The sequence below is a fragment of the Pseudomonas sp. ENNP23 genome, from assembly GCF_001728945.1.
In the GTDB taxonomy this organism is placed as follows: domain Bacteria; phylum Pseudomonadota; class Gammaproteobacteria; order Pseudomonadales; family Pseudomonadaceae; genus Metapseudomonas; species Metapseudomonas otitidis.
The window spans coordinates 13,178-29,551 of the sequence record NZ_LYSP01000059.1; the positions used below are offsets into that span (position 1 = coordinate 13,178).

The 16,374-nt window shown below is 70.0% G+C and carries 16 protein-coding genes; 13 read left to right on the top strand and 3 right to left on the bottom strand.

Annotation, left to right across the window (positions count from 1 at the left end; genetic code table 11):
• Positions 1-10 precede the first annotated feature (10 nt).
• From A9G05_RS24070 to A9G05_RS24120, 11 genes are all read left to right on the top strand, one after another.
• Positions 11-1,345 (top strand): citrate-proton symporter, encoded by a 1,335-nt coding sequence (locus A9G05_RS24070; protein ID WP_069563353.1) that lies wholly within the window; start codon positions 11-13, stop codon positions 1,343-1,345.
• On the top strand, positions 1,342-2,829 hold the full coding sequence (locus A9G05_RS24075; protein ID WP_069563354.1) for an amidase: 1,488 nt from the start codon (positions 1,342-1,344) through the stop codon (positions 2,827-2,829). The genes A9G05_RS24070 and A9G05_RS24075 overlap by 4 nt, the downstream gene beginning before the upstream one ends.
• A 71-nt stretch (positions 2,830-2,900) precedes the next feature.
• Entirely contained in the window at positions 2,901-3,671 is a 771-nt protein-coding gene (locus tag A9G05_RS24080; RefSeq protein WP_069563355.1) for an IclR family transcriptional regulator, read from the top strand.
• Between the two features lie 183 nt (positions 3,672-3,854).
• Positions 3,855-5,162, top strand: coding sequence for an OprD family outer membrane porin (locus A9G05_RS24085; protein ID WP_069563356.1), 1,308 nt, complete (start codon positions 3,855-3,857; stop codon positions 5,160-5,162).
• Between the two features lie 109 nt (positions 5,163-5,271).
• On the top strand, positions 5,272-5,853 hold the full coding sequence (locus A9G05_RS24090) for a YceI family protein (protein ID WP_069563357.1): 582 nt from the start codon (positions 5,272-5,274) through the stop codon (positions 5,851-5,853).
• Positions 5,850-7,007 carry a phosphatidylserine/phosphatidylglycerophosphate/cardiolipin synthase family protein gene (locus A9G05_RS24095; protein WP_069563367.1) on the top strand — a complete coding sequence of 386 codons (1,158 nt, stop codon included), beginning with the start codon at positions 5,850-5,852 and terminating at the stop codon, positions 7,005-7,007. The genes A9G05_RS24090 and A9G05_RS24095 overlap by 4 nt, the downstream gene beginning before the upstream one ends.
• Before the next feature lie 76 nt (positions 7,008-7,083).
• The gene (locus tag A9G05_RS24100; protein WP_069563358.1) at positions 7,084-7,635 is read left to right on the top strand and encodes a DUF2846 domain-containing protein; all 552 of its coding nucleotides are present in this window, start codon (positions 7,084-7,086) and stop codon (positions 7,633-7,635) included.
• 85 nt (positions 7,636-7,720) lie between these two features.
• Positions 7,721-8,302, top strand: coding sequence for a DJ-1/PfpI family protein (locus A9G05_RS24105; protein WP_069563359.1), 582 nt, complete (start codon positions 7,721-7,723; stop codon positions 8,300-8,302).
• A gap of 141 nt (positions 8,303-8,443) precedes the next feature.
• Positions 8,444-8,746 carry a ribbon-helix-helix domain-containing protein gene (locus tag A9G05_RS24110; RefSeq protein WP_044409347.1) on the top strand — a complete coding sequence of 101 codons (303 nt, stop codon included), beginning with the start codon at positions 8,444-8,446 and terminating at the stop codon, positions 8,744-8,746.
• A gap of 143 nt (positions 8,747-8,889) precedes the next feature.
• A complete protein-coding gene (locus A9G05_RS24115; protein ID WP_044409346.1) occupies positions 8,890-9,390 on the top strand; it encodes a hypothetical protein in 501 nt (166 codons plus the stop codon).
• A 102-nt stretch (positions 9,391-9,492) separates the two neighbouring features.
• On the top strand, positions 9,493-10,809 hold the full coding sequence (locus tag A9G05_RS24120; protein ID WP_069563360.1) for an Nramp family divalent metal transporter: 1,317 nt from the start codon (positions 9,493-9,495) through the stop codon (positions 10,807-10,809).
• Positions 10,810-10,813: 4 nt separating this feature from the next.
• On the opposite strand, the gene A9G05_RS24125 is transcribed toward A9G05_RS24120, so the two are convergent.
• Positions 10,814-11,212 carry a nuclear transport factor 2 family protein gene (locus tag A9G05_RS24125; protein WP_044409344.1) on the bottom strand — a complete coding sequence of 133 codons (399 nt, stop codon included), beginning with the start codon at positions 11,210-11,212 and terminating at the stop codon, positions 10,814-10,816.
• 110 nt (positions 11,213-11,322) lie between these two features.
• Here A9G05_RS24125 and A9G05_RS24130 point away from each other — a divergent pair, with 110 nt between their 5' ends.
• Both A9G05_RS24130 and A9G05_RS24135 read left to right on the top strand, forming a co-directional pair.
• Positions 11,323-11,913: a GNAT family N-acetyltransferase gene (locus A9G05_RS24130; RefSeq protein WP_069563361.1), complete on the top strand. Its 591-nt coding sequence runs from the start codon at positions 11,323-11,325 to the stop codon at positions 11,911-11,913.
• Complete coding sequence (locus A9G05_RS24135; RefSeq protein ID WP_069563362.1) at positions 11,910-12,782, top strand: carbon-nitrogen hydrolase family protein; 873 nt, start codon at positions 11,910-11,912, stop codon at positions 12,780-12,782. Before A9G05_RS24130 ends, A9G05_RS24135 begins: the two co-directional genes overlap by 4 nt.
• A 457-nt stretch (positions 12,783-13,239) precedes the next feature.
• Here the strand turns inward: A9G05_RS24135 and A9G05_RS24140 are convergent, their stop codons facing one another.
• Together A9G05_RS24140 and A9G05_RS24145 are read right to left on the bottom strand one after the other, a co-directional pair.
• Positions 13,240-13,776: a hypothetical protein gene (locus A9G05_RS24140; protein ID WP_069563363.1), complete on the bottom strand. Its 537-nt coding sequence runs from the start codon at positions 13,774-13,776 to the stop codon at positions 13,240-13,242.
• Positions 13,742-16,374: M66 family metalloprotease (locus tag A9G05_RS24145; protein ID WP_139131241.1), on the bottom strand; the 2,633-nt coding region annotated here is incomplete at its 5' end. The genes A9G05_RS24145 and A9G05_RS24140, both read right to left, overlap by 35 nt.

Below are 16,374 nucleotides of genomic sequence, written 5' to 3' on the forward strand. Positions count from 1 at the left end.
GGAGACCGCCATGAAACCATCCGCCAGCGGCGCCTCGCGCGGCCGCCAGGTGACGGCTGCCGTCATCGGAAACGCTCTGGAGTGGTACGACTTCATCGTCTACGGCTTCCTTTCCAGCATCATCGCCCGGCTGTTCTTCCCCTCGGACGACGAGTACGCCTCGCTGCTGATGGCCCTGGCCACCTTCGGCGTCGGCTTCTTCATGCGCCCGGTGGGCGGCATCCTCCTGGGCCTCTACGCCGACCGCCGGGGACGCAAGGCGGCCATGCAACTGATCATCCTGCTGATGACCGTCTCCATCGCCATGATCGCCCTGGCCCCCGACTACGCCGCCATCGGCCTCGGCGCGCCGCTGCTGATCGTGGTGGCGCGGATGCTCCAGGGCTTCGCCACCGGCGGCGAGTACGGCAGCGCCACGGCCTTCCTGGTGGAGAGTGCCCCGGCCCATCGGCGCGGGCTGTATGGCGCCTGGCAACTGTTCGGCCAGTGCCTGGCGGTGTTCGCCGGCTCCGGCATGGGCGCCCTGGTCACCCACGGGCTCTCGCCCGAGGCGCTGGACGCCTGGGGGTGGCGGGTGCCCTTCCTGGTGGGCCTGCTGATCGGCCCGGTGGGGCTGTGGATGCGCCGGCACATGGCCGAGACCGAAGCCTTCCTGGAGGCCCGCGATACCCAGCGCGGCGAGCCCGTCGGCTTCGGCCGCATGTTGCGGGAGAACGGCCGGGCCGTGCTGGTCACCCTCGGCTGCACCATCAGCGGCACCGTGGCTTTCTACGTGGTGCTGGTGAACATGCCCACTTTCGCCCACAAGCAACTGGGGCTGCCGCTGGACCAGGTGTTCATGGTGCAGATGGCCGCCGTGGCCTGGATGACCCTGGTGATCCCCCTGGCGGGGCACCTGTCCGACCAGGTCGGGCGGCGCCCGGTGCTGCTGGTGGGCACCTTCGCCTTCCTGGTGATGGTCTACCCGCTGTTCAGTTGGGTCGCAGCCGCGCCCGGCCTCGGCCGCCTGCTGGTGATGCAGTTGCTGCTGTGCAGCGCCATCGGCAGCATCTACGGCCCCGGGCCCACCGCCAGCGCCGAGCAGTTCCCGGCGGCGGTGCGCTCCACCGGGCTGGCGCTGTCGAACAACCTGGGGGTGATGCTGTTCGGCGGGTTCGCCCCCTTCATCGTCACCTGGCTCACCCAGTCCACTGGCGACCCGGTGGCGCCGGCCTACTACGTGATCTTTGCCGCCAGCATCGGACTGGTCGCCAACTGGCACCTGCGCGAAGGCGCCCCCGCCGCCCTGGCGCGCCGTGCCCGCCGACGCTCCCTGTCCCAGCCCACCCGGAGCCTCGCCGAATGAGCCTGACCCGACCCCCCGCACCCGCCCGCTCCCTACGCGAGGAGATCGTCGCCCTGGACGCCCTGCCGCTGTCCGAGGCCATCCGCACCCGCCAGGTGGCCTGCCGCGAGGTGATGCAGGCCTACCTGGAGCACATCCACGCCCTCAACCCGGTGGTCAACGCCCTGGTGGACCTGCAGCCCGAGGAGCGCCTGCTGGCCGAGGCGGAGCAGCGCGACCGGCAACTGGCCAATGGGCAATGGCTCGGCTGGATGCACGGCATGCCCCAGGCACCAAAGGACCTGGCCGCCACCGCCGGCCTGCGCACCAGCCTCGGCTCGCCACTGTTCGCCGACCAGGTGACCCGCCACGACGCCCACGTGGTGGCCCGCGCCCGGGCGGCCGGGGCGCTGTTCATCGGGCGCAGCAACACCCCCGAGTTCGGCCTCGGCTCGCACACCTACAACCCGGTACACGGCACCACCGGCAACGCCTACGACCCCAGCCGCAGTGCTGGCGGCAGCAGCGGCGGGGCAGCGGTGGCGCTGGCCCTGCGGCTGCTGCCGGTGGCTGATGGCAGCGACATGATGGGCTCGCTGCGCAACCCGGCGGCCTTCAACAACGTCTACGGCCTGCGCCCGTCCCTGGGGCGGGTGCCCTTCGGCCCGACGCCGGAGCTGTTCGTCCAGCAACTGGCCACCGAAGGGCCCATGGGCCGCAGCGTGGCCGATGTCGCCGCGCTGTTGCGTACCCAGGCCGGGCCGGCAGCGGGCGTGCCCCTGGCGCAGCTGTCCAGCGATGACCTGGAAGGCCCGCTGGAGCGGGACTTCACCGGCACCCGCATCGGCTGGCTCGGCGACCTGGGCGGGCACCTGCCCATGGAGGCGGGCCTGCTGGCGCTGTGCGAGGCCGGGCTGGCGGACTTCCGCGCCCTGGGCTGCGAGGTGGAGCCGGTGGTGCCGGACTACGACCCGGAACGGCTCTGGCGCTGCTGGTGCGTACACCGCCACTGGCTGGTGGCCGGCAGCCTGGGGCCGCTGTACGCCGACCCGGCGCGGCGCGCGCGGCTCAAGCCGGAAGCCTGCTGGGAGGTGGAGGGCGGGCTGGGCCTCAGTGCCGAGGCGGTGCACCAGGCTTCGGTGGACCGCAGTGACTGGTACCGCGTGGTGACGGCGCTGTTCCAGCGTTACGACTTCCTGCTGCTGCCCTGCGCCCAGGTGTTCCCTTTCGACTCGGCGCAGCCCTGGCCCACCGAGGTGGCCGGCCGCGCCATGGACAGCTACCACCGCTGGATGGAGGTGGTGATCGGCGTGAGCCTCGCGGGCCTGCCGGCCATGAGCGTGCCGGTGGGCTTCGGCGAGGCCGGGCTGCCCATGGGCGTGCAACTGATCGGCCCGGCGCGCGCCGACCTGGCGGTGCTGCAACTGGCCCACGCCCACGAGCAGCAGACCCGCTGGGTGGCGCGGCGCCCGCCTGCGTTGCTGGGCTGGCCATCCGCGAACTGAGCGATCACGGGCCTGGCCAAGGCCCGTATCTTGCTGGCGCCTGTCATCGCCATGGGGGAGGGGAGGCGGGTATGCAAACTCGTGAAGACAGCGGCACGGTGCGCTCGGTGGAGCGCGCCCTGGGCATCCTCGAACTGCTGGGCGCCCACGACGCCCTGGGGTTGGAGGAGCTGCACTACCTCACCGGCCTGCCCAAGGCCACGGTGTCGCGCCTGTTGCACACCCTGCAGGAGCAGGGCTGGCTGTACCGGGGCCTGTGTGACCGGCGCTACCGGCTCACCGCCGAGCGCCTGTTCGGCGACCCGCAGCAGCGCTTTCTGCGGCACCTGGTGGAACGGGCCTCGCCACTGCTCAGCGAGCTGGCCGAGCGCACCGGTCTGGTGGCCGACCTGTCGTTCTTCGACGGCGACGACCTGCTGGTGGTGGAAAGCGCCGTGCCCCAGGTGCTGCGTCGGCGCTACCCGAACAACCGCCTGGTGGTGGGGCTCAAGGCCAGCCTGCACCAGTCGGCCATGGGCAAGGCCTGCGTCGCCGCCCTGGAACCCACCGACCTGGAGCGCCTGGCCGCCCGCCACGGCCTCTCCGGCGAGGCGTTGCAGCGGGTCCATGAACAGGCCCACCGCCAGGGTTATGGCGAGCGCACCGAGGGTAGCTGGGAATATGCCGTGCGCCTGCCCTTCCTGATCCGCGCCGTGGCCCTGCCGGTGCGGCGCCAGGGGCGGGTGGTGGGCAGCGTCGCCCTGCACTGGCCCCGCGACCAGGGCAGCGTCGAGCGGGTCAGCGGCCAGCACCTGCAGGACCTCGCCGGCACCGTCGACCTGTTGCAGGGCCTGCTGGTCTAGGCCGCCGGCCCACCCTTCCGCCGGGCTGGCCTGCCCGGCTTCCCATCGCCGGCCTGGTCGCCACACCTGCCATTCCACCCGGTGGAACCCATTTCGATTGCCCACCCGGGGCGGCCGCCCACAATGGGCCTGCCTGTCCGGACAGCCTCACCTTTCATCCAGAACAACAAGAAGGACAACGAGATGAACCTGCGAGAGAAAGGCCTCGCCGGGCTGCTGTGCCTGGCGTCCGGCTGGCCGTGCCATGCCGAACCCTTTGTCGATGACGCCCGCACATCGCTGCGCTACAGCCAGTTCTACTGGAAGGAGAACGACGGCGGCGAGGTCGGCCCCAACCGCGACGAATGGGTGCAGGCCGCCCTGTTCAGCTTCAACTCCGGCTGGTACCGCGACCTGTTCGGCGTGGACTACGCCTACGGCCTGGCCGATGCATTGCACGTGGGCCACGAGGCCACCAGCATCAGCAACCTGGAAGCCGGGCGCAGCGTGCAGTCGCCCCACGGCATCGCCAAGCCGGTGGAGGCCTACCTGCGCGGGCGGCTCCCGCTTGCAGACGGGTACCTGCAATTGGGGCTTGGCAAGAAGAGCCGGCGCTACGGGCAGTACTACGACGACCCCATCAGCCGCATCCTGCCGCCCTCTACCCTGGGGACGGACCTGGAGTGGCGCGCCGAGGGCCGCGCCCTGCGCTACAGCCGGCTCACCGGCTTCAGCGCGCGCAACGAGTCGGGCTGGTCCGACACCCTGCGCAACTTCCGTGGCCAGCGCATCGAGGCGCTGCACCTGGCGGCCGTGGAGTGGACGCTGTCCACCACCAGCCGCCTGACCGGCGAGTACAGCCTGGCCGAGGACTACCTCAAGGTCGGCTCCATCAAGCTGGAGCACAGCCTGGCCCTGGGGGACGAGCGCTTCATCGACCTCGCCGGCACCCTCGGCGCCCAGCAGGACGCCGGGCGCCTGTTCGAGCACGAGGGCGTGCGCGGGCTGTTCGAGGCGGAGCGGCAGCACCGGGCCCGTTACACCGACCTGTCGCTGAAGTACCGCGCGCCCTCCCATTACGTGGGGGCGGCCTACAACAAGGTGCGCGGCGGCGACTTCGACCGCCCGTTCTTCCGCCAGGACCACGGCACCTGGAACAGCAGCGCCAAGCTGTTCTACTACTTCGGCGCCGAGGACGAGGCCATGGTCAAGCTCATGGCCGGCCTGGACTTCAGCGCCTTCGGCCTGCCGCAGTTGCGGCTGGACAGCCACTACGCCGTCTCCGACCACGCCGCCGGCTACCGCGACTTCTCCCGGCGGGAGTTCCAGAGCCTGCTGCAGTACCGCTTCGACGGGCCGCTCAAGGGGCTCAGCCTGGCCTGGCTGCACAACCGCTTCCACACCGAAGGCGTGCCCGACGGGGTGGACCGCCGGCAGGCCTCGCGCGGGCCGGCGGGCATCGTCACCCACCACGCCGAACGTTTGTACCTGAACTACGTCTACAGCTTCTGATCCGAAGGAGCGGCCGGCCCTCGCCCTGCTGGAGGCGGGCCGGCGACCCTGGTTTGCAGGTGCGCTGGCCGGCGGTTTAAGGTGGCGCCGATTTGCAACAGGAGTCCCCATGCGCACGTCCATTCCCCTCGTCTTCGCCCTGCTGGGCGCCCTGGCGCTACCGGCTCACGCCGGCTGGTACCTGGACAACGAATCCTCGCGGTTGTCCTTCATCTCCACCAAGGGCGGCAGCCTCTCCGAGGTGCACCGCTTCCTCACCCTGCACGGCAACATCGGCGATACCGGCAAGGCCCACCTGCGCATCGAACTGGAGTCGGTGAGCACGGGCATCCCGCTGCGGGACCAGCGCCTGCGCGACCTGTTCTTCGAGATCGAGCGCAACCCCGACGCCGAAGTCCACGCCCAGATCGACCTGCGCCCGATCACCGACCTGGCCCCCGGCGCCCAACTGGAGCTGCGCCTGCCGCTGAAGGTGACGCTGCATGGCCGCGAGCACGAGTACCAGGCCGAGCTGCTGGCCACCCGCCTGGACGACCGCCGCTTCCAGGTGGTGACCCTGGCCCCGCTGGTGCTGCAGGTGGAGGACTTCGGTCTGATGGACGGCCTGGGCACGCTCAAGCAGTTGGCCGGGCTCCCCTCCATCAGCAGCTCGGTGCCGGTGGGCGCCGTGCTGATCTTCACGGCGCGCTGATGGGCCACATCTTCCCCTGGAAGTCCGGCAACCGCTTCGATCTGCTGATCGACGGGCCGAGCTTCTTTCCCGCCATGCTGGCCGACATCGGCCGGGCCGAGCACCACGTCAGCCTGGAGCTCTACCTGGTGGAGGATGGCCATTGCAGCGAGGCCCTGGTGGAGGTGCTCTGCCAGGCCGCGCGGCGGGGGGTGAAGGTGCGCTGCCTGTTCGACGGCTTCGGCAGCCAGAAGCTGGGGCAGGCCCTGCGCGGGCGGCTGGCCGAGGCCGGTGTGCTGCTGCAGTTCTACAACCCTATCCGCTGGCGGCGCGGGGTGAACAACTTCTACCGCGACCACCGCAAGATCCTGGTGGTGGACGACCGCGTCGCCTACGTGGGCGGCACCGGCTCCACCGACGACTTCTGGCAGCCCGGCGAGGCCGAAAGCCATTGGCACGAGGCCATGGTGGCGATCCAGGGGCCGCTGGTGGTGCATTGGAAGCTGATTTTCGACTACCAGTGGATGGCCAACCTGAGCCGGCGCCCCTGGCTGCCGGGCGAGGCGCCGGGCCTTCGCCATCTGCCGCCCTATCCCTCGGCCGGCGTTGGCATGGGCCGGGTGGCCTACGCCGACGCCCGCCAGCACCTGGACATCGTCCAGTCCCTGGTGCGCAGCCTGCGCAACGCCAAGGAGCGGGTGTGGCTGGCCACGCCGTACTTCCTGCCCAGTTGGAAGGTGCGCCGTGCCCTGATCAAGGCCGCCCGGCGTGGCGTGGACGTGCGCCTGCTGCTCACCGGGCGCAACACCGACCATCCGCCGGTGCGCTTCGCCGGGCAGCGCTACTACCCGCGTCTGCTGCGGGCCAACGTGCGGATCTTCGAGTACCAGCCGCGCTTCCTGCACCTGAAGATGGTGCTGGTGGATGGCTGGGTCAGCATCGGCTCGTGCAACTTCGACCACTGGAACCTGCGCTTCAACCTCGAAGCCAACGTCGAGGCGCTGGACCATCGCTTCACCGAGCAGGTGGCGGCCTCCCTCTGCCGTGACTTCGACGACAGCCGCGAGATCACCCTGGAGGACTGGCACGCCCGGCCGCTGCTCAAACGCCTCTACCAGCGCCTGTGGGGCTGGCTCGACCGCCTGGCGGTGAACCTGCTGGATCGCCGCCGCTGAGCCGAACCTTTGTCGGGTGTCGGCAGTGGCCTGCCGCCGGCTACGCTCCCTGCACCCCATAACGAGAGATGTGCCCATGCGCCGTCCGCTGCTGTTGCCCCTGCTGCTCGTGCTGTTGTCCGCCTGTTCCACCCCCGGTGCCTTCTTCGGCGCCACCGACGGCCCGGCCTTCGAGGCGCTGGCGCCACGGGACGGTGACCATGCCCTGGTCTACATCTACCGCCCCCGCAGCGACTGGGCCGACCAGGAGCTGGAGGCGCCGGGGCTGTTCCTCGACGGCAGGCTGATCGGCACCCTGCCCAGCAACGGCTACCTGGCCCTGGAGTTCGACGTGGCCAACTACCGCCTGGAGATGCGCCGCCCGCTGATGGGCACCTACTGGACGCTGCTGGCCGGCGGCTATTTCGACTTTACCCAGATCACCAGCTTCGTTTTCGAAGCCGGTGCCGGCGGCACCTACTACCTGCGCTACGACGAACTCGACCCGCCACCGAAGAACGCCGAGCTGCCGCCCCAGGGCGACGGCCCGCTGCAACTGGTGGATGAGGCGCTGGGGCGCCAGGAGATCGCCACCACCCGCCAGGTGCAACCGCTGCTGCGCATCGACGCCAACGGCCAGCCCCTGTAGTAGCCGGGTGTTACCCACGGAACGGTGCCGGGGAGGATGATTGGCTACCTTTGTCACCCTGAACCCTGACTGGGAGGACCCCGCAATGGCAGCCAAGAAGATCCTGATGCTGGTCGGCGACTACGCCGAAGACTACGAAACCATGGTGCCGTTCCAGGCCCTCGGCATGGTCGGCCACACCGTCCACGCCGTGTGCCCCGACAAGGTCGCCGGGCAGACCGTGCGCACCGCCATCCACGATTTCGAAGGCGACCAGACCTACAGCGAGAAGCCCGGCCACAACTTCGCCCTCAACTTCGATTTCGACCGCGTCCGCGCCGAGGACTACGACGCCCTGCTGATCCCCGGCGGGCGTGCCCCCGAATACCTGCGCCTGAACGCCCGGGTGATCGAACTGGTGAAAGCGTTCGACGCCGCGAAGAAACCCATCGCCGCCGTCTGCCACGGCCCGCAACTGCTGGCCGCCGCCGGTGTGCTCAAGGGCCGCTCCTGCAGCGCCTACCCGGCCTGCGCCCCGGAAGTCACCCTGGCCGGTGGCGAGTTCGTCGACATCGCCGTGGACCACGCCCACGTCGACGGCCACCTGGTCACCGCCCCCGCCTGGCCGGCCCACTCGGCCTGGCTGGCGAAGTTCCTCGACGTGCTGGGGACGCGGATCAGCCTGTAACGAGGCGTAGAACCCCTGCGCCGTCCTGCATACTGCGGTGCGGCGCCAGGGGCGCGACCATCACGCTGGCGCTGTGGCGCACCGCTGGGCGACCGACGTCGCCCCGGCACGATTCAGCACCCCCGATAAAGGACCGACTCCATGTGCGAGCTCTATGTAAAGGCCGACCCGATCCTCTACGAATCCCGCTCGCGCTCCCTGCGCATCCGGGGCGTGGTCACCACCCTGCGCCTGGAGAACCAGTTCTGGGACATCCTCCGGGAGATCGCCGAGGTGGACGGCATGACCACCAACCAGCTCATCACCAAGCTCTACGACGAGGTGATGGACTACCGTGGCGAGGTGGTGAACTTCGCCTCCTTCCTGCGGGTGAGCTGCACCCGCTACCTGGCCCAGCGCAGCACAGCGGCCGGGCTGAGCCTGGTCCCGCGCCGCACCGGGTGACCGATCGGTCGGAAACATGAGCCGGTCGGCGGATCGCCCCAGCCTGCTCGGGTAGTCTTGCCCCCGCGCGTGGCAGGGAGGCCACCGCCGCGCGTCCACCGGCTGCATTCGCGGTCGGGGTTCGATGGCCCCAGGAGTTGTTCATGGCTGCCAAACGCTTCATCACCCTCACCGCCCTTGCTGCCTGCCTGCTGGCCGGTGCGCCGGCCTTCGCCGAGCCGTCCCTGGCCGAGCGTCGCGCCATCACCGCCTACGAGCAGGGCGTCTACGTCGACCAGGTCAAGGCCATCCAGGCCGCTGCCGGCTACGAGCTGCCGCTGGACGTGCAATGGAACACCATTGCGCTGCCCGACCAGTCCGCCAACTACGCCCAGGATGGTTTCTGGACCCAGATCTACTTCGTGCCCCTGCAGAAGGCCCTGTCCGCCATCGCCGTGGACGACATGGGCAAGCAGGCCCTGAAAGCCAAGCTGAGCAAGGTGGTGGTGCGCTACGACGAGGCCACTGCACCCTCCAGCGCCTACCAGGACGGCGTGGCCTTCGACGGCGGCGTGCTGGACCTGAACTTCCGCCCGTTCAGCAACGTCGACGACGTGGACGCCCGCGCCGACGCGATCCGCAAGGCCCTCGAAGCCAAGCTCTGATCCGTACCCGGCAACCGGCCTCCCGGCCGGTTGCCACGACGCCTTTGCCCGCGCCGGCGAGGAGTCTAAGTTGCGCTATCTCCCTTCCCGGCGCGTTCCGCGATGTACAAGCTGCCCACCACGGCCACTGCGCCGTTCTGCCCCTCCGCCGTCAGCCACAGCGTGACCATTCCCCCCGGCGCCTCCCTGGGCCGCCGGCTGATGCTGTTCCTCGGCCCGGGCCTCTTGGTCTCGGTCGGCTACATGGACCCCGGCAACTGGGCCACCGCCATCGAGGCCGGGTCGCGCTTCGGCTATGCGCTGCTGTTCGTGGTGGTGCTGGCGAGCCTGTCGGGCATGGTGCTGCAGAGCCTCTGCTCGCGGCTGGGTATCGCCACCGGGCGTGACCTGGCGCAGCTCTGCCGCGAGCGCTACCGCCCCGGCGTGGCGCGGGGGCAATGGCTGCTGGCGGAGCTGTCGATCATCGCCACCGACCTGGCCGAGGTGCTCGGCGCGGCCCTGGCCTTCCACCTGCTGCTGGGGGTGTCGCTGACCGTGGGCGTGGTGTTGACGGCGTTCGACACGCTGATCGTGCTGGCGCTGCAGGGCGCCAACTTCCGCCGGCTGGAGGCCATCGTGCTCGGGCTGATCGCCACCATCGGCGCCTGCTTCTTCATCGAGCTGCTGCTGGTGCGGCCGCACTGGCCGGAGGTGGCGGCGGGGCTGCGGCCCAGCTGGGAGGTGCTCAGCGGGCAGGAGCCGCTGTACCTGGCCATCGGCATCCTCGGGGCGACGGTGATGCCGCACAACCTCTACCTGCACTCCTCGGTGGTGCAGACGCGGGTCAACGGCGAGGACGAGGCCAGCAAGCGCAGCGCCATCCGCTTCGCCCGGTTCGACACCATCGGCTCGCTGTCCCTGGCGCTGCTGGTCAATGGCGCCATCCTGGTGCTGGCCGCTGCGGCTTTCCATGGCAACGGCCACACCGAGGTGGTGGAGATCCAGGACGCCTATCACCTGCTGGACCCGCTGGTGGGCGGTGCGCTGGCCAGCTTCCTGTTCGGCTTCGCGCTGCTGGCGGCGGGGCAGAGTTCCACCTTCACCGGCACCATTGCCGGCCAGGTGGTGATGGAGGGTTTCCTGCAGGCGAAGATCCCCTGCTGGCAGCGGCGCCTGATCACCCGTGCGCTGGCGCTGGCCCCGGCGATCGCCGGGGTGCTCTGGCTGGGGGAAGGGGCGGTGGGCAAGCTGCTGGTGCTGAGCCAGGTGGTGCTCAGCCTGCAACTGCCCTTCGCGCTGTGGCCGCTGATCCGCTTCACCAGCGACCGGCGGTTGATGGGGCCGTTCGCCAACAGCCTGGCGGTGGCGCTGCTGGCCTGGGCGCTGTTCGGGCTGATCGCCCTGGCGAACCTGACGCTGCTGTACTTCTGGCTGGCCTGAAGCCTCAGCTGACCTGCTCGATCCAGTCGGTCAGGTTGTAGTAGTTGGTCACCCGCGCGATCTTGCCGGCGTGCACGTGGAAGAAGGCGCCGGCCGGCAGCACGTAGGTCTGGCCGCGTGCCGGTGGCAGGCCCTCGTCACCCACCAGGTACTGCCCGTGCACCACGAACTCGGCGGCCACGCGGCTGCCGTCGGCGCTGGGCATGATGACGATGTCGGTCAGGCGCTCCTTGTAGCAGCGGTTCATCTTCTCCATGAAGGCGGCGAACACCGCTTTGCCCTGCTGGCGCTCGCCCTGGTTGATGTCGTGCACCACGTCCTCGCTGAGCAGGGCGAGGAAGGCCGGCATGTCCCCGGCGTTGAAGGCGTCGTAATAGGCTTTCACCAGTTCGGCTGCGGTCATGGTCAAGGTCCTGTCGCAAATGGGTCGGTTCGGGGTTGCGCTGCATGATAGGGTCTTGTCCGCCCCCGCTCTTAGCCAGGGGCGTCATCGAGGCTGGCAAAACGACGACCATGGACATCCGACGCTACCAGGGCGCGGCCATCGCGCCTTTCATCGACGACCTCGCACGGCTGCGCCTGACGGTGTTCCGCGAGTACCCCTATCTCTACGACGGCACCCTGGACTACGAAGCGCGCTACCTGGCCACCTACGCCGAGTCGGCCGAGAGCCTGTTCGTGCTGGTGTTCGACCAGGGCCGGGTGGTCGGGGCCTCCACCGGGTTGCCCCTGGCGGACGAGACCGACGCCTTCCAGCGGCCCTTCCTTGACCAGGGCTGGGACCCGGCGCGGATCTTCTACTTCGGGGAGTCGGTGCTGTTGCCGGCGTACCGGGGCGGCGGCCTGGGCGTGCGCTTCTTCGCCGAGCGCGAGGCCTATGCCCGCTCGCTGGGGCGTTTCCAGTGGTGCGCCTTCTGCGCCGTGGAGCGCCCGGACGACCACCCGCGCCGCCCGCCCGGCTACCAGCCGCTGCACGGGTTCTGGGCCCGTCGCGGCTACCGCCACCACCCCGCCTTGCGCACCGAGTACCACTGGCGTGACCTGGGCGAGTGCGAGGAAAGCGCCAAGCCCATGTCGTTCTGGCTGAGGGAGCTGGCCCCGTGAAGATCGCCGCCTGCCAGTACCACATCGACCTCTTCGAAACCTGGGACGCCTACGCCGAGCACCTCACCACCCTGTGCGAGGCCGCCGCCGGCGAGGGCGCGGAGCTGTTGCTGCTGCCGGAGTACGCCGGCCTGGTGCTGAGCGGGCAATTGCCGCCGGCCCTGCGCGGCGACCTGCACGCCTCCATCGACGGCATCCAGCCGCTGCTGCCCGCCTGGCGGGCGCTGTGCGCGGACCTGGCGCGGCGCCTCGGCCTCTACCTGCAGCCCGGTTCGGTGGCGGTGCGCGATGCCGATGGCCAGTACCGCAACCGCGCCTGGCTCTACGGCCCGGACGGCGAGCTGGGCCACCAGGACAAGCTGATGATGACCCGCTTCGAGCGCGAGCACTGGCACATTTCGGCAGGGCAGGGGCTGCGGGTGTTCGACACGGCGTTCGGGCGGCTGGGCATCCTCATCTGCTACGACAACGAGTTCCCCCTGCTGGCGCGGACCCTGGCCGAGGGAGGCGTCGACCTGATCCTCGCCCCCAGTTGCACCGACACCGAGGCCGGCTACCACCGTGTACGTATCGGCGCCCAGGCCCGTGCCCTGGAAAGCCAGATCGCCGTGCTGCAGTCGCCCACCGTGGGGCTGGCGCCCTGGTCCCCGGCGCTGGATGAGAACATCGGCCGTGCCGGCCTCTATGTGCCGCCGGACTACGGCATGCCGAGCAACGGCGTGATCGCCGAGAGCCCCGAGCTGTGTCCGGACGGCAGTCGCTGGCTGCTGGCCGAGCTGGACCTGGAGGAGGTGCGCCGGGTACGGCGGGAGGGGCAGGTGTTCACTCGGCGTGACTGGCCGGAGCAGTTCGAGCGTGTGAGGAGTTAGCGCAGCTTTGTGTTTGGCCTGCCGACCATGCAGCTGTAATGAGCTTTGGCTGCCAAGCCGTTTAACGAGTTCTGCTGGTGTTTTCTGTTTCGCCCTCCCGGGCGAATCCCTTTTCCAATCGCTGGATCGCCAGCCTGGTGAAAAGGAATCAAAAAACTTGCCCCTGCATCCGAACTGGGCGTCCCCGCCCGACTGCGTCGGGTCCCCTCTCTCCATCATCATTACACGGGTACGCGCTGACGGGCCATCCATGGCCCGACAGCGCTCTCGCGACATCCATGTCGCTCAACCCGCTCCGCAATGATTCCGCTCGGCCTCCTGAAGGGGCGCTACCCCCGCCCGACCATCCGAGCCCACGGTGAATTCGATCTGCGCGCTGGGCTTCTGTTTCTCTTCAGGCGATGGGGATGAACGCAGACGTTTCTTGGGTGAGTAGCTAGGCAAAACTTCTCAACCACTATTCCGCCAGCGACGGGCATCCGCCCAGGGCCTGCAGTTCGTCCAGGGGAACGCCTCCGAGGGCGAAGGCTTCGCAGTCGGGCGGCAGGCTGGGCAGGTTGCCGGGGGCCTCGCTGGCCACTGGGGCGGCGGCGACGGAACTGTCGCCCGCGCCCGGCGCGCGGCCCAGGATCACCAGTTCGCCGAGTTCATGGCCGCGCCGCAGCAGCAGGCGGTCGCGCTGGATCGCCAGCACCTCGACGCCGCCGGGCAGGCGGTCGCCGGTCCGGACGCTGAAGGGCGGCCCGTCTTCAAGGCTGAGGGTGGCGCTGCCCTGGCCATCCCCCCGGCTGAACACCCCGTGCAGACGCCATGCGCTGAGACCGGGCAGTGCGCCCAGCGGCTGCAGGTGCAGCCGGGGTGGGGTCAGCAAGGCGGTGGGCAGCTCCACCGCGGCAAGCGGCGGAGGCAGCAGTGCCAGCAGCAGCGCCAGGCCCCATGGGGCCTGGCGCCAGTGGGCCTCAGGGGGACACGGCTTGGGCGCGTTGCTCGGCATAGGCGGTGAAGGCAGCGATGTTGCGGCTTTGCAGCAGCGGCAGCAGGCCGTTGTCGCTGAGGGTGGGGCCGTACCATTTCTGGTTGGCGCCGCCGGTGCAGCCATAGAGGATCAGCTTGCCGCGCTCGTTGGTGAGGTAGCCGCCGGAGAGGTCCAGGCAGCGGTTGCCGGCTTTGAGCTGCGGCAGTGCGGAGAAGTCCCAGGCCTGGGCGTCCTGCTGGCTGTCGCAGGCGCTCAGGCCCACGTCGTTGCTGGCGGTCAGGCACTGGGTGGGCTGGGCGACGCTGCGGATGCGGCCGCTGGCGTCCACCCGCCATTGTTCCTCCGCCGAGCCGGTGCACTGGGCCTTGGCCAGCACGTAGGGCTGCCAGGCGCCGTCCACCTGTTCCACCCGCACGCAGTTGCCGTTGCCCATGGCGAAGCCCTGGCGCGGCGGCAGCAGGGTGCGGCTGTCGAACTGCAGGGTGGTCAGCAGGGCATCCAGGGCCTGGGCGGCGTCGGCGCTGCCGGCCAGTTGGGCGCCGTAGGCGTCGAGCCAGCGGTTCAGGCGCAGGGCACGGGCCTGTTGGTCCAGCAGGCGTTGGCGGACCTGCTGGGCGGTGGCCGAGAGGCCGTCGGGCTGGTCGCTGTAGCTGTCGAAGAGCACCCGTGCGTTGCCCTTGAGGGTGGGCACGAGCTGGCCGGCGAGGGCCGTGAGGGCGGCGTCGAGCTGGGGCAGTTCTTCCTGGCGCAGGGCCTGGAAGCCGGCTTCGCGACCGACGATCACCGGCGGCGGCAGGGCGGGCAGGCCCTGGGGAATGATCACGCTGGCCAGCTCGGTGGTGGCGGCGCCGGCTGTGTCGCGGCATTGCAGGGCCGCCGCGAGGGGCTGTTCGGCCTGGGCCAGGTTGACGTGCAGCTTGTTGGCGTTGCTGCCCAGGCGCGTGGGGGCGACGGCGATGCGCTGGGTTGTGCCGCTGGCGAAGCTGACCGCCAGCCAGCATTGCCGGCTGGTGGCAGCGGCGTCGGGCAGCGGCAGGTCGTAGACCTGGCCCCAGTTGCCGCGCAGGGCCGGGTAGAGCACGGCGGCGCCGGTCTCCGGGTCGTAGCCGCCGAGCAGGGTGATGACCGGGACGCCGAACAGGCGCGGCTTGCGGTAGTGACCGTCGGCGCTGTTGTACCAGACGGTGCTGGAGGTCGGCGTCTTCGGCTGGAACACCTCCATCTTGCGGCTGGTGGCGTCCCACTTGCGGTAGCCGGTTGGGGAGTCGGGGGCCCAGACGGCGCGGTTCAGCGCCGGCTGGATCTTCTGTCGGGTGCTGTAGCCGGTGTAGTGGGTGTAGCGCGACAGCCCGCTGGCGAAGTTGCCGCCGGCCATGGCGTCGGTGGCGAAGCTGTAGGCATCGGCGTAGATCGGCATGCCGTTGAGGCCGCCGGTCTTGGCGCGGGTCCAGTGCAGGTTGGCGCGCATGCGCTTGCGGTAGGCGATGTAGCCCCAGCCGCTGTCGTGGTGGTGACCGGACCAGAAGTAGTTGTCGCCGCTCTGCCCGGGGTAGTGGCCGAGGCCGTAGTGGTGGCCGATCTCGTGGCTGAACTCGTTCCCCACCGAGTCGATCAGGGTGAGGATGCCGTTGCCGCCGCTGAGGCCGTGGTTGGCCGGGCCGTTGGCGTACTGGCCGCGGGCGTGGTGGATGACCGCCGAGTTGGTCAGTTGCGGCTGCTCCTGGCTGGCCATGCCGGCGCTGGTGATGCCCCAGTTGGCCAGGTTGATGCCGGTGCTGAAGGTGGACTTGGCGGTGTTCTCGCGCATGTCGCCGCTGTAGACGTCGCCGGTGGTGGCGCTGGCCTGGCCCTGGTCGGCGTCGTAGATCGTGCCGTTGGCCACCATCACTTTGCGCAACAGCACGTCTTCGTACTGGCTGGCCACCATGCGGGCGATGGGCACGGTCTGGAAGTAGTCGGTGGCGGCCTGGGCCGGCTGGGTGTTGAACCCGTGCTGGCCGCCCGGAACCTCGGCGGTCAGCATGCCGATGCGAATGGCCTGGACCAGCAGTTCGGCGGGCGGGGCGAAGTCGAAGAGCTCGGCGGCGCGCTGGCCGCTGCGGCCCCGGTCGTCGCTGAGTTGCAGGCTCATGCCGGGCACCACCCAGTCCCAGGGCAGTACGGCGGACCAGGCGCGGCGCGAATACACCACGTCGGGGCGGGCGTCGCTGCCGGTGCGGTCGGCGCGGAACAGCTCGTCGGGGTGGCGCAGCGTCAGGTCGCCCTTGAGGACGCCGTCCACCAGCACCTGCACGCGCATGGAGTTGGGCAGGGGCTGGGCCGGGTCCGGGGTGACCAGCAGCAGGGCTTCGCGCTCGCTGGTCAGGCGCGGCATGTTCTTCGCTTCGTTGCCTTGCGGGTCCACCGAGTGGCTCTGCACGAACTGCAGCATGGCGGCGAGGGTACCGCTGAGGTCGTTGCGCACTGGGCGCGGCTGGCCGTCGGCGGTCTGGTCGTAGAAGCCGAGGGCGCCGACTTCATCCACCACGGCGGCACTGGGCTCGGGGAAGCGGTTCGTCGGGGTGACCGGCGGCTCGGTGGGCGGTGTGACAGGGGGCGTGACCGGCGGTTCCGGGG